A 13,581-nucleotide genomic window follows, 5' to 3' on the forward strand; every position below is an offset into this window, starting at 1 on the left:
CCAAGAGATGCCGGACGCTGGATTCCACGTCACGCGGCATAGACCAGCTCCCGCGTCGCTGGAATGGCGAGGCCGCCTTTATGTCGAAGCATGCTCGTCTCTCAATTCATTCGTCGTTGGCGGATACTCGTACTTGATGATCCCGTCCTCGGAATAGACCACCGGCACGCCGTGGCGCCACGCCTTCTCGCGGGCGCGCAGGGCGGCACGCTGCAGAGCGATTTCGGCATTGACCAGATCGGGATCGCGTTCGCGCGGGACAGCTGGCGCTTGAGGATCGGTCATGCGTTGACTCCTTCTTCGTGCCGTTGCTGTTTGGAGCCTGCGTTGTCGTATAGTCTAGGACGCCGTGTGAATAACGCGGGCACGGTCTTCGCCTGGAAGGCGAGCATGGGCACAACTGAGATGATACATTCACTGAATTTCGAGCACCTGCGGCCACGCTGGCCTGAGCTGGCGTCGCTCTGCGGGTTTGCCGAGCAGTATGTCCACGGTGACCCTGAGAGCGCGGTCGTGAAGCTGCGCGCGTTCGCCGAGCGCTGCGTCAGCATTGTCTACCAGCAGGCAGGCCTGCCGCGTGCGCCCATGTCCAGCTTCATGGACCTGCTCAGCAACGATGCCTTCAAGTCCATGACGCCGGCCGTGGTCGTGGAGAAGCTCCACGCCATTCGCATCCACGGCAACAAGGCCGCCCACGGGGATACCGTCTCCAGCACTAGCGCGCTCTGGTTGGTCCGGGAAGCCTGGGATCTGGGGCGCTGGCTGTTCGCCACCCATGGCAATGGCGACGCCTCCGCGTTGCCCGACTTTGAGTCGCCGCAGCCTCCCGTCTCGGCCAAGAACCAGTACAAGAAGGAGCGCAAGGCACTGCTGGAACAGTACGCCAAGCAGGAAGCCCAGATGCAGGCGCTGCTCGGCGAACTGGAACAGCAAAGAGACAAAGCGGCGCGGCTTGAAAAGACCGCCCAAGAGCTGACCGCGCTGCAGGTCAAAGCGCGGAAGGTCGCCGATCAGCTGCAATTCAGCGAGCAGGCAACCCGCCACCGCCTGATCGATACGCTCCTGGCGGGGCGTGGTTGGGATCTTGGCGTCGAGGGCGCCAATACCGATCAGGTGACCCAGGAAGAGAAGGTTCTGCACCAGCCGACGAAAACCGGCGAGGGCTTCGCCGACTATGTGCTCTGGGATGACAACGGCAAGCCGCTCGCGGTGGTGGAGGCCAAGAAGACGGCGGTGGACGCGGAGCAAGGCCGTCACCAGGCCCGGCACTATGCCGACGGCTTGGAGAAGATGCATGGACAGCGTCCGGTGATCTTCTATACCAACGGCCACGACATCTGGATGTGGGACGATCACCCGGCCCAGGGCTACCCGCCGCGTCGTCTGTACGATTTCTACGCCAAGAGCAGCCTGCAGCACCAAATCAGGCAGCGCGCGGAGCGCCGCGCGTTCTCGACCGTCGCGCCGAAGCCCGAGATCCTGACCGATCGGCTGTACCAGCACGAAGCACTCAAGCGCATCTGCGAGCGCTACGAATCCAAGCAGCGCAAGGCGCTGGCGGTGCAGGCAACAGGGACCGGAAAGACCCGCCTGGCGATCGCGCTGTCCGATGTCTGCATGCAGGGCGGTTGGGCCAAGCGCATTCTGTTCCTGTGTGATCGCAAAGAACTGCGTAAGCAGGCCAAGAATGCCTACTCGGCGTTTCTCACCGCGCCCGTCACGGTGCTCAGCAGCAAGAGTGTCGATGACACCGCCAACCAGGTGTTCGTCGCCACCTATCCGGCCATGCTCCAGATCTACGGCACATTCGATCCGGGCTTTTTCGACCTGCTGATCGCCGACGAGTCGCATCGCAGCATCTACAACATCTACGGTGACCTCTTCCGCTACTTCGACGCGCTGCAATTGGGCCTGACCGCCACCCCGGTCGAGATGGTCAGCCGTTCGACCTGCCGCCTGTTCGATTGCGATTTCAAGCAGCCGACCTCGAACTACGACCTCGAACGCGCCATCGAAGAGGGCTATCTGGTTCCCTACCAGGTCGTGAAGCACACCACCAAGTTCCTCCGCGAGGGGATCAAGGGGCACGCCCTGACCCCGGAACAGGTCGCCGAGCTCGAAGACAAGGGCATCGACCCGAATGCGCTGGATTTCGACAGCCAGGAGATCGACCGCGCCATCTACAACAAGGACAGCAACCGCAAGATCCTGCAGAACCTGATGGACCATGGCATCCGCCAAGCGGATGGGCAGACCCTGGGCAAGACCATCGTCTTCGCCCGCAACCATCGTCACGCCAAGCTGCTCGAAGCACTGTTCGACGAGCTGTTTCCGCAGTACGCGGGCAAGTTCTGCCAGGTCATCGACAACTACGACCCGCGCGCCGAAGACCTGATCGACGATTTCAAGGGCGAGGGCAGCAACGACCAGCTCACCATCGCCATCTCCGTGGACATGCTCGACACCGGCATCGATGTCCCGGCAGTGGTCAACCTGGTCTTCGCCCGGCCGGTCAAGTCACCGGTGAAGTTCTGGCAGATGGTTGGTCGCGGCACCCGTTTGTGCAAGAACCTGTTTGGTCCGGGCAAGCACAAGACCCACTTCCAGATTTTCGATCACTGGGGCGTGGTCGAGTACCACGGACTCAAGCCGCGTGATGTCACGGTCAGCCAGTCCAAGTCCACCATGCAGCGCCTGTTCGAAGCACGGCTCACGCTGGCGAAAGCGGCCCTTAATGCGGCGGAAGTCGATTTCTTCGATGAACTGGCCCAGTGGATGCACAAGGCCGTCAACAGCCTCGATGAGAAGGCGCTGGCGGTTCGCGACAAGTGGAAGATCAAGCAACGGATGAGCGAACTGGACGTGATCCGGCAGTTCGCCGCCAACACGGTCGTCCTGCTCGAAACCGAAATCGCTCCGCTGATGCAGTGGGTCGATATCCGGGGTCATGCCGAAGCCTATCAGTGGGACCTGCTGATCACCAAGATCCAGCAGGAAAAGCTCAAGCAGTCTTCACGCTTCGATGATCATGTCGGTGAAGCGATCGGCCAGCTTCACCAGTTGCAGATGAACCTGAACCAGGTGAAAGCCAAGGCCGCGGAGATCAAGCAGGCGCGCGAGCCCGGCTGGTGGAGCAAGGCATCGCTGGAGGAGATCGAACGGGCACGGATTGCGTTGCGCGACATCCTCAAGTTCCGGGACACCGGCGGTGGCGGCTCCTCCGACCCGCCCATCATCGACATCGAAGACGGGGATGAGGTGCGCGAAGCGCAGACGACCTATCTCGCCACCGTGGACCTGAAAGCCTACCGCGTCAAGGTTGAGCAGGCGCTCAATGCGCTGTTCGACAAGGACCCGGTGATCGCCAAGATTCGCCAGGGCATGCCCGTGACCGAAAAAGAGCTGGAAGCGCTCAATGCCCTGGTCCATACCCATCATCCGGACATAGACCTGAATACCTTGAAAGGCTTCTACGACACCGCCGCGCCCATGGAGCAGATCCTGCGTGCCGTGATCGGCATGGATGAAGAGGCCGTGAACCAACGCTTCGCGGAGTTCGTGCAAGCCTACCCGAGCCTGAAGGCCAAACAGGTCCAGTTTCTCGGTATGCTCAAGCGCCAGATTGCCCGCAGCGGCGCCATCGAGCTCGAAAGCCTCTACGAGATGCCGTTCGTCTCGCTCGGCGATCCGGATAGCCTATTCGACAGCGACGACCAAATCGACCGGCTGCTGGCGATCGTCCAAAGTTTTGGTCGCCAGCCGGCTGAGCGCCGCTAACGCGGGAAAGCCGTCCCGACCATCAACCAGTCACCCGCGCCGAGGAGAATGAGCAACATGCAATCCATCACCACTCGAGACGCCAGCCGCCAATTGACCGAGCTCATCGAACAGACCGCCGCCAACCATCAACCCGTGGTCATTACCGGCGAAGGCGGTAATGCAATCCTGCTGTCCGAGGATGATTGGAACGCCATTGCCGAAACCCTCTACCTGAACGCCATCCCCGGCATGGCGGATTCCATTCGCGAGGCCATGCAGGCACCCGATAGTGAGTATTCAGAAAAGGTCGAGTGGTAGAGCATGATTACCGGCCAACTAAAGAACAAGATCGACAGACTCTGGCTCGAATTCTGGCAGGGCGGCATCGCCAACCCGCTCACCGTCATCGAGCAGATCACCTTCCTGATGTTCGCCCGCCTGCTCGACATCAACGAGACCCGCGACGAGAAGCGCCAGGCCCGCACCGGCAAGAATTTCACGCCGCGCTTCGCCAGCGACCAGCAGCACCTGCGCTGGAGCCAGTTCGTCCACGAGGGCGACCCGGACCGCTTGCTCGCCCTGGTCCGCGACCAGGTGTTCAAGCACTTTCGCGAGCACACCAGCGATATCCGCTTCGGCGAATTCATGAAGGATGCCCGCCTGGTCATCGAAAAGCCCAGCCTGCTGGTCAAGGCCATCCAGATGATCAACGACCTGCCGCTGGAGTCCGGCGACACCAAGGGCGACCTGTACGAGTACCTGCTGAGCAAGCTCACCACCGCCGGCATCAACGGCCAGTTCCGCACGCCGCGCCACATTATCAAGCTGATGGTGCGCATGCTCGACCCCAAGCCCGAGGAAACCGTCGCCGACCCGGCCTGCGGAACCGCGGGCTTCCTGGTCAACGCCATGGAACACCTGCTGGAGACCTACAGCTCCGAAGACGGCGTGATCCGCGAGCAGATCGAAGGGCCGGACGGCAAGCCGGCCGAGGCCGTCACCTACACCGGCGACCTGCTCGACCAAGCCCAGTGGAACCACATCAAGACCGCCATGTTCCATGGCTTCGACTTCGACAACACCATGCTGCGCATCGCCGCGATGAACCTCTACATGCACGGCGTCGAAGACCCGGACATCCACTACCAGGACACCCTGGCCCAGAGCTTCGCCGACCGCTTCCCGGCCAAGGAGAAGGACGCCTTCAACGTCGTGCTCGCCAATCCGCCGTTCAAAGGATCGCTGGATGAAGACACGGTCAACCCGGCCGTCTCTCGTCTGGTCAAGACCAAGAAGACCGAGCTGCTGTTCGTCGCCCAGATCCTGCGCATGCTCAAAACCGGCGGGCGCAGCGCCACCATCGTGCCGCAGGGCGTGCTGTTCGGCTCCTCCAAGGCCCATCAACAACTGCGCCAACTGCTGGTGAACGACAACCAGCTCGACGCCGTCATCAATCTTCCCAGCGGAGTGTTCAAGCCCTATGCCGGTGTTGCCACCGCCATCTTGATCTTCATCAAGGGCGGCGAGACCGACCAGGTCTGGTTCTACGACGTGCAGGACGACGGCTACTCCCTGGACGACAAGCGCGACCTGCTTTACCGCGACGAGCAAGGCCGCCCCCTGAGCTTTGCTGGGGACATGCCCAAGGTCCTGGCGGCCTGGAAGCGGCGCGACAAGGCGGTGGCGGAGACGGACGCCAACGACCGCACCGCACCCAGCTTCTGGGTCAGCCGGGCCGAGATCGCCGGAAACAAGTACGACCTGTCGATCAATCGCTACAAGGAAGTGGCCTATCAGGAGGAGGCATACGACCCGCCGCAGGAGATCCTGGCGCGGATGAAGGCGCTGGAGGGGGCGATTATGAAGGACATGGAAGAGTTGGAGGGGATGTTGTGAGTTGGCCGGTCGCGTATCTAGGAGAGGTAGGGTCGCTTCAGGCGGGATATGGCTTCCCGAACAAATACCAAGGGAAAAAAGCAGGAGATTATCCCTTTGCGAAGGTTGGAGATATTTCTGCGGTAGCCCGTGCCGGACAGAAATACATAGGTTCTGCGGGAAATTACATCGACAAAGAAGAACTGAACCAGATTCGGGGGAAGCCTCTGCCGGTTGGCAGCATTGTATTCGCAAAAATTGGCGAAGCGATACGGCAGAACTTTCGCGCTGTCACCACTACCGAGATGATTGTCGATAACAATTCGATGGGATTGGTGCCGAGAGAATCGATAGTCGATACAGATTATCTATATCACTTTATGTGTAGATTGGATCTCTACGCATATACAGGTGCAACGACTGTCCCCGCGTTACGCAAGAGTACTTTGGAAGCGATTGAAATCCCGTTGCCCCCGCTGTCTGAACAAAAACGCATCGCCGCGATCCTCGACAAGGCCGATGCCATCCGCCGCAAACGCCATCAAGCCATCGAACTCGCCGATCAGTTCCTCCGCTCGGTCTTTCTGAATCTCTTTGGTGATCCGGTTACGAATCCAAAGGGGTGGCATTCCAAGCCCTTTGGCGAGCTTGTAAGAGACGCCAAGATTGGGCTGGTTCGAAGCGCCTCCGAGTTCGGAGAGAGTTTTGAGTATCCGTATGTCCGTATGGATGCCATCACTTCAAGGGGCGGGTTCTTGCGAGAGCTTGTTCAATCGACATCTGCCACTGCGGCCGAAGTCAGTGAATACTCATTGAGAAACGGAGATTTCTTGTTCAATACAAGGAATTCGAAGGAGCTGGTCGGAAAATGTACCGTATTCAATTCTGATGAAAGAGATGTTTTGTTCAACAACAACATCATGCGCGTTCGCTTTGTCGATGGAGTGTCTCCGCACTTCGTCAGCTATTTTCTGAATTCGAAAGGTGGCCAACGGGAACTAGATAAACTCAAATCGGGGACCACAAGCGTTTTTGCTGTGTATGCAAAAGATTTGAACCGCTTGCCGATTCCACTTCCGAATTCAAATGTCCAACAGCAGTTCGAAGCTATGGTTCGCCATGTCGACGGCCAGATTGCAAAAGCATTTTGTTCAGCCGCGAGGAACGCTGGTGACCTAGCTGACGCGCTTAGTAAGCGAGCATTCGCTGGCGAACTTTGACCGAAGGAGAGCAAAAACAATGAACGGAATCTCAGCCAAAAAGCTTGCCCGAGACCGAGGCATCCCCATCAAGCGCCTGATGGCCCAGCTCAAAGAGGCAGGGATCGCAGTCAGCAGCGAAGACGACCCGATCTCCGGCAACGACCAACTGAAGTTTCTCCAGCATATCCGCGCTAATGAGAGCAAGGACGAACCCGGCAAGGAGGTCACCCTCAGCGACATCGAGCTCTCTGCCGATCTGCGCGAGTTGAATCAACTACTCACGCAGGCCATGGCCGAGCGGAAGATCCAGGCGCTGATCAAGGACAACAACCTGGATTCAGTCGTCGAGAAGGTGGTTGAGCTGAATCAGGAAACCGACGAGCATGAGCTGCTGTCCGCCGCGATCCTCGGGCGCCTAGCAGCGGTTGCGCGTAGCAGCCGCGAGCAGGTCATCTTCGATCGTGCCGACGAGATCTTCAGCAGTGAGCCAGCATCCATTGAGACGTTGGAGGACGGTGACGCCAAGTCCTACGCTGCCACTGTCATCAGCTACTGCAGCGCCTCCTGGACAAGGGAGTATTCCTACCGTGAAGCGCTTGCGATCGATACGGCGGATAACGCCAGGGGGGAGTTACTGGCTGCCAACCTTGTACGTGAGGAATCAATCGCTGCTTGGTTGAGCGCGATTACGGATCATGTCACTGTCCTGCGTGGTTTCGAGAACGCAGAGGCCCGTCTGAAGCGGGTGCGCCGGATCTTTGGCGTCATGCGGGATATCGCCGAACGCTGGCGGGGCGATGTGGGCGCGGAGGTCGGCGCGCGCCTGGCCGACTGCATGAAAGCCTTTCTGACAGGAAAGCTGGGCGAGTTGGACCAAGCTGTTTTGTTCGGGTCGATTGATCATCTGCTGACCATCTTGCGGCGTGTGATCGAGTTACGTTTCTCCACAGCGCTCTATGCGACGACTTACGGCATGCTCGACCAAGGAAAGAAGCTGCTTGGCCCGGGTGTCTGGGGGCGTTTCATTGACCAATCGGTCGTGCTCCCCGAGATTCGTGTCGCGTTGTTGGAAGCTGCATTGGTGCTTGCCCGCCAGAACCGTCAGTACAAGGAGATCCTGTCTTGTCTGCTGGCCTGCTATACCTCGCGTCCACAGGTTGCTGCGGCGATCAAGCGCCACTTCCAAGACGCCCGAGATCTCGACCCTGAGGTTGCGGAGTGGTGGAGAACCGCAGGGGGTGAATCGGAAGGGCGGCGGCATGTCGAGCACAAGGTAGGCAACAATGAGGATGCCCAGATCGGGGCGTTACTCATCGAGGTGGACAGCAACCGCGAGGCCATGGGCAAGGTGGGGCGTGCGGTCGTACCTTTGCTGGAGATATCAGAGCCGGTGCTGGCGTCCACCGTTAAGAAGGCCGTGGATGGCTATCAGGGCATCGACCAGACCGCTCGGCGTCTGGCACGAATGCGTAAGCTGACGAAGACAGATCTGAAGGGCGAGCGCCTCGAGTACAACCCGCTCGAGCACGAACTGCTTGGTGGCCACAAGGCCGGCGTGCGCCGGGTCAAGGTGGTCCGCGACGGCATCAAGAAAGAGTTTGCGGGCAAGATCAAGACCCTGGTCAAGCCCTGGGTGGAACCGGACGAGGAATGAGGAAGGGAACGAAGTGGACTCAGTCGAAGCCAAGATACTGTTGCGCAATCTGCTGAAGCGTATCAAGACGCAGGATGACGGTAGCCATCAACTGCCAGGGGTGCTGACCGACGCCGAAGTCGAGGCGTTGCAGTTGGCACTTGGGCTGTTTGATGACCCGGTCGCTCCGTCAATACCGATAGCGGTTAAACCGCCGGTCGCGCCGGTCAGTGCTCCGATATCCCCGATTCCTGCGTTTCCGGGACAAGAGGGATCAACTCCGGCGCCAGTTGAAACTCCGGAAGAACTAGAACCGCCTCCAGCGAGGCCGCGAATCGATCTGGATCTCAGTGCGCTGACGCGACCATCGCCCCCTAAGAATGTTCGCCTATGTCTCGATTTCGGTACGGCGATGTCAAAGGCAACCCTTGTGCAGGACAACGACGATACGAATTCCGAGGATATCCATGTTCTGCGCCTCGGCGTGCCGGGTGATCAGGAAGAAGTCAGCGAGGTGATGCTGATTTCCTCCGTCTATATTGATGCAAACGGAAAGCTGTGGTTCGGCAAGGCCGCAGTTGATCGATCGATGGTCGAAGGTGGAGATGGTTCCCGGCAGCGTCTCGACAATATCAAGCGTCGCCTCTCGGAAGAGGGTTGGAATGAACAGGTGGGGCCGCGCCTGAATCCGACCGATCTGGCGATCACCTACGGCGACATGGTGCTCGCTTATCTGATGTTCATGACGTGGGCGGTAAATTCCTGTCTCGAGGAAATAGGCTACCCTTGGAATCTTCCAAGGCGGTTTGCGATGCCCTGTTTGCCGGGAGAGAAGGGTCGGGAAACTGTTCACCGCCTGGGTCGGGTGGTGGGTGAGGCGCAGGTGCTTGCCGACACCTTCTACTCGACACTAAAGAACGGTATTGCCCTGGTTGAATTTCTGGCTGCGGTTGAAGAGCTCCGCAGCAAACCGCGCGACTATGTCTATGTGGCTGAGGATATCACCGAGCCACTGGGCGTCGCGGGTTCAATCTTGAGCTGGAAGACAGTCGTGGATATGTTGATCCTGGTCGTGGATGTTGGTGCCGGAACAAGCGATCTGAGTCTCTATCGCGTTCACTTCGACCCGACGTCCGACAAAAACGTGGCGTTAGAGATCAAGGACTCGTCGAGGGGGCTGACCGAGGCGGGAAATCACCTCGACCGGATGCTCATAGAGTTGATCATCAAGAAGAGCGGCATGACTTCTGATGATCCGATGTGGGTCAATGTTCGGAGCGCGCTGGAGCTACAAATTCGCGATCTGAAGGAATCGCTGTTCAACGACGAGTTCATCTTTGTATCGTTGATGAATGGAACTGAGGTGGACATCGAGCTTTCGGAGTTCCTTGAGCTGGACGCCGTGGCGCAGTTCGGCGCCAATCTGCGCGGAGCCATGGTCGATATTCTGGAAGCAGTCGATCCAAGCTGGATCAACTGGATCCTGGCTCATCCGAGCAGGCGGCTGGTAGTGGCGCTCACAGGTGGTGGTGCAGAGCTGCCCATGGTCAAGGCGCTGGCAGCGGGATCGATTAAAGTGAACGGACAGCACATTCCGGTGGCGCAGGCACTATCATTTCCGAACTGGCTGCGCAAACTCGATGAGAACCTGGAAGCAGATTATCCGCGAATTGCTGTCTCCCTCGGTGGTGCGCGCCGCCGATTGATTCAACGGGGCGCAGCCGCGCGTATTACTGCTGGTGATGTGACCCAGGCCCCAAAACTGGGGGGATACTACGTGAAGGGCAACTAGTGGAGCCTGTCATATTTGGAGAGGTGCCTCTATGAGGCCGACGCGGCTTCAACTCAGAAACTTCAAGGGGATCGGTGCCCATGCGCAACCGATTGACTTGGCACCGATCACACTGCTTTTCGGTCCGAACAGCGCGGGAAAGAGCACCGTTCTGCAAGCGCTGATATACCTGCGAGAGGTATTGGTCCACGGCAACTATGACCCTGATACCACCACGCTTGGTGGGAACTGGCTAGACCTAGGTGGCTTTAGGAATCTCGTCCATCAGCGCAAACTTGATGAGGCGATGACGATCGCGGTGGCCTTTGCCCTAGAGAGTGGTGAGGATTTGCCGGCTTACCTCACGGATCATGAGCGGCAGGAGCTTGAGCAGGCGGCATTGGATACAGGGGCTGCATTTCTGCCTGATGAGTGGTTGGATGCCGTCAGTGAGTTCTCGGTGGCTATCTCGCTCCGCTGGAGCGAGTTCCTGAATGCCCCTTTCTGCGAAACGCTGGATGTTTCTTTGAACGGCAGGCGCTTTGCCCGTCTGACCTGTACCACCGATCAGAAGCAGGTCTATTTCGATGCACTGGATTTGTCCCATCCGGTGTTCGCCAATGACTCGGACGACGAAAGTCTGCAAGAGCGATTGGCCCAGGTGTTCCAACCTAGTTTGGGGGAACGGGAGGCATATGGTGCCGGTCTTGGAGAACTGCTGAACGAACAGCAGCCGTACGCCAATCGGTCGTTGGACGAGCTCGCGGAGTTGATCGAAAGCGGTGTCCACCGCAATCGAAAACTTTTCGACAAGCTCCACGCTGAGCTTCGCAGCCGACCCTCCCGGAGGGCAGCCGAGTTGCGACAGCGGCTGGAGTCAGAGGCTGGCAACCTCGGAAAAGACAAAGAGCTGGTTTATATTGGCGTCCAGGACCAGCCTGATGCGCTGCCGAATCTGACCAAGGGAATACGGTTTGACGAGGCAGTTTGGGTGGACAAGACCGACTGGGTGGCTGGTGACGGTGCCGAGACCGCAGCTGAGTTCGTTTTCTCGTCAACAAAGTTGCTCGCCGAGTCCCTGATTTCCAGTCTCGTCGCTGGTGGCGTCAGCCTACTAAAGGATTGGGTGGATGATGTTTTCTACATCGGACCCATCCGCGATCTACCACCCAGAAACCTCCAGCCGCAGATCACACCGGATCGATCGCGCTGGGCCAAGGGTCTGGCGGCCTGGGAGTCTATCCACACGGCCTCGGACACCGTTGTCAGTGAGATCAACTATTGGCTCAGTGAGCGGTGCCTCAAAACCGGCTACCAGCTTGATGTCCAGCGGTACCGGGAACTTGCGGTCAACGAAGCGGCTTTGACCTTGCTCGATCGTGAGATGGACATGGACGACCAGTTGCTGCTGAAGGAGGCGATTGCGAAATTGCCCATTCGGACTCGCGTTGCGCTTCTGGAGGATGAAACTGGCCTCTCGGTCATGCCACAGGATATCGGAGTTGGTTTCTCGCAGGTCTTCCCGGTGGTGGTGTTGGCGATTAAGCAGAGAACGGGTGTTATCGCCATCGAGCAGCCAGAGCTGCATATTCATCCGGCGGTTCAAGTGGAGTTGGCGGATCTCTTCGCCAGGTATGCCCTACAGCACAATAAGCTGATGCTGATCGAAACCCACAGCGAGCATTTGTTGCTCCGGCTCTTGCGCCGGATTCGGACCAGTCAGGCGACAGTCAGCGACGCGTTGCCCGAGCAGGCACTAACGAAAGAAGACGTTTCGGTTCAGTATGTCCAACCCTCACCAGAAGGTACATCTTTTACTCGATTGCGGATCGATTCTGATGGCGATTTCGTCGATGAGTGGCCGAACGGCTTTTTCGATGAACGGGATGAGGAGCTGTTCTGATGTACAAGGAGGTTGCCTTTGATCCACGCTGCATGGCGGACATCGAGTATTACAATCTGGTCAAACAACACTTCGGGTTCGAGAAAGGGCGGTATATCTCGGCTGAAATCAAGTCATGGGCCAGGGAGGCCATGACTCATGTCAAGGAGTCCGATCTCAAGACGATCAGAAAACAATCGGTCAAGAACTATCTGAACAAGCTCGGTCGGTCAAAAACAAGCGAGGAATTTTTGCTAACCAGAGACAGGCAGGGCGTTGCTGCAAACTGCTGGCAGGATTGGGCCGAAGCGCAACGGAAGATCCGAGGGTTCTCGTGCATTGTTTCTGATGGAAGTGGCGAGGACAGAATCGACATTGACCAGGTCAACGAAGGGTGCGGAGAATGGAATGTCCCTGCCTCGATATCCGTGGACAGAAGCGACCCAAAAAGCATTGTCGAAGGCATTTTAACCCTTCTAGTGTTGAGTGATTGCGTTACGATCGTAGATCAGTTTTTTCGGCTTGCTGGGAATGCGGTCTTGGTGGAGCTATTCAAGGCTATTCCTAACACATCCGTACGCTGTTTACGGATTGCTACAGCGATGGAGACATGTGGCATCGAGGATGTGTATGACCGTGAATTTAGGTCCATGCATGCCAATGTTCGTTTTGAATGGATCAAGGCGCCGGATAGATATTTTCACGATCGATACGTGATTACTGAAGTGGGAGCTGTCCGTTCTGGTCATGGATTCATGACGGACGTTAAAAAGGGAACCCACGCTGATCTTGCAAACATCAATATTGTCGCCCGAGATGAAGCTCACAGAACATTGGCAGAACTGGATCAGTTGCTGGAAGCTGGTAAAGCTACTTTGGAGCTTTCCAGGTAAGTGATCGAGCCAATTAGTACCTGCTCCAGGGTAATCGCATCAACTTATTCGCGGATGCTGCTAACTTTCTGAGATCGCGTTTGGCTCGGGGTTTTGGCTGTTGCTGAAGATCTCGCGCAATAGATCGTCGGCGTATCAGCTCCCATCCTCAACCCCGCCGCTGCCGCAACCAACTCAACAGCAGCACGATCAGCCCGCTGAGCGAGAAGCTGAGCGCGATGGTCGCCTTGCCCCAGTGGCGGTGCAGATAGGGGCGCGCGGCTTCGACTTGCGCGCTGATGGAGCAGGTCCAGGTCTCGTAGTCGAAGGCGCCGCCGCGATCGAGGCAGGCGTCGGCGATCCAGGCTTCGTAGCCGTAGTGTAGGCCGAGCAACAGCAGCGGCAGTAAGAGTAGGGCGAGCCCGCCCGGCGGTGGGCGGAAGGCGGCTGTGGTCATGGGCAACTCCCGTGATAGTGCTTGCTGAGCGGTTTGGCCGACAACAGGGCTTAGCCGAGCCGGGGGGCCTGGAAAGCTTGGACGGCTTGGACGGCTTGGACGATCTTGCGATATTAAGCTGATCCGCTGG

9 protein-coding genes are annotated in these 13,581 nt (G+C 58.3%); 8 read left to right on the forward strand and 1 reads right to left on the reverse strand.

Features of this window, described 5'->3' with window-relative positions:
- Nucleotides 1–63 precede the first annotated feature (63 nt).
- From CCR96_RS06740 to CCR96_RS06775, 8 genes are read left to right on the forward strand one after another with little or no spacing between them, the layout of a single operon-like run.
- Complete coding sequence (locus tag CCR96_RS06740) at nt 64–3,777, forward strand: DEAD/DEAH box helicase family protein (RefSeq protein WP_201219113.1); 3,714 nt, start codon at nt 64–66, stop codon at nt 3,775–3,777.
- A gap of 57 nt (nt 3,778–3,834) precedes the next feature.
- Nucleotides 3,835–4,077, forward strand: coding sequence for a type II toxin-antitoxin system Phd/YefM family antitoxin (locus CCR96_RS06745; protein ID WP_201219114.1), 243 nt, complete (start codon nt 3,835–3,837; stop codon nt 4,075–4,077).
- A gap of 3 nt (nt 4,078–4,080) precedes the next feature.
- Complete coding sequence (locus CCR96_RS06750) at nt 4,081–5,655, forward strand: type I restriction-modification system subunit M (RefSeq protein WP_201219116.1); 1,575 nt, start codon at nt 4,081–4,083, stop codon at nt 5,653–5,655.
- A complete protein-coding gene (locus CCR96_RS25310; RefSeq protein WP_201219118.1) occupies nt 5,652–6,854 on the forward strand; it encodes a restriction endonuclease subunit S in 1,203 nt (400 codons plus the stop codon). The genes CCR96_RS06750 and CCR96_RS25310 overlap by 4 nt, the downstream gene beginning before the upstream one ends.
- Nucleotides 6,855–6,873: 19 nt before the next feature.
- On the forward strand, nt 6,874–8,490 hold the full coding sequence (locus CCR96_RS06760) for a hypothetical protein (protein ID WP_201219120.1): 1,617 nt from the start codon (nt 6,874–6,876) through the stop codon (nt 8,488–8,490).
- A gap of 13 nt (nt 8,491–8,503) precedes the next feature.
- Nucleotides 8,504–10,261 (forward strand): acetate and sugar kinases/Hsc70/actin family protein, encoded by a 1,758-nt coding sequence (locus CCR96_RS06765; protein WP_201219121.1) that lies wholly within the window; start codon nt 8,504–8,506, stop codon nt 10,259–10,261.
- 31 nt (nt 10,262–10,292) lie between these two features.
- Nucleotides 10,293–12,143, forward strand: a complete 1,851-nt coding sequence (locus tag CCR96_RS06770) for an AAA family ATPase (protein ID WP_201219123.1) — start codon at nt 10,293–10,295, stop codon at nt 12,141–12,143.
- Complete coding sequence (locus CCR96_RS06775) at nt 12,143–13,015, forward strand: hypothetical protein (protein WP_201219125.1); 873 nt, start codon at nt 12,143–12,145, stop codon at nt 13,013–13,015. Before CCR96_RS06770 ends, CCR96_RS06775 begins: the two co-directional genes overlap by 1 nt.
- A gap of 148 nt (nt 13,016–13,163) precedes the next feature.
- On the opposite strand, the gene CCR96_RS06780 is transcribed toward CCR96_RS06775, so the two are convergent.
- On the reverse strand, nt 13,164–13,451 hold the full coding sequence (locus CCR96_RS06780) for a hypothetical protein (RefSeq protein ID WP_201219127.1): 288 nt from the start codon (nt 13,449–13,451) through the stop codon (nt 13,164–13,166).
- Nucleotides 13,452–13,581: the final 130 nt, after the last annotated feature.

This window comes from Halochromatium roseum, assembly GCF_016653315.1.
Lineage (GTDB): Bacteria > Pseudomonadota > Gammaproteobacteria > Chromatiales > Chromatiaceae > Lamprobacter > Lamprobacter roseus.

What these genes read in the sequence shown, in the direction of transcription:
- CCR96_RS06775 (WP_201219125.1), top strand. Translation starts at nt 12,143, where the DNA reads ATGTACAAGGAGGTTGCCTTTGATCCACGCTGCATGGCGGACATCGAG.
- CCR96_RS06770 (WP_201219123.1), top strand. Translation starts at nt 10,293, where the DNA reads ATGAGGCCGACGCGGCTTCAACTCAGAAACTTCAAGGGGATCGGTGCC.
- CCR96_RS06740 (WP_201219113.1), top strand. Translation starts at nt 64, where the DNA reads ATGGCGAGGCCGCCTTTATGTCGAAGCATGCTCGTCTCTCAATTCATT.
- CCR96_RS06750 (WP_201219116.1), top strand. Translation starts at nt 4,081, where the DNA reads ATGATTACCGGCCAACTAAAGAACAAGATCGACAGACTCTGGCTCGAA.
- CCR96_RS06780 (WP_201219127.1), bottom strand. Translation starts at nt 13,451, where the DNA reads ATGACCACAGCCGCCTTCCGCCCACCGCCGGGCGGGCTCGCCCTACTC.
- CCR96_RS06745 (WP_201219114.1), top strand. Translation starts at nt 3,835, where the DNA reads ATGCAATCCATCACCACTCGAGACGCCAGCCGCCAATTGACCGAGCTC.
- CCR96_RS06760 (WP_201219120.1), top strand. Translation starts at nt 6,874, where the DNA reads ATGAACGGAATCTCAGCCAAAAAGCTTGCCCGAGACCGAGGCATCCCC.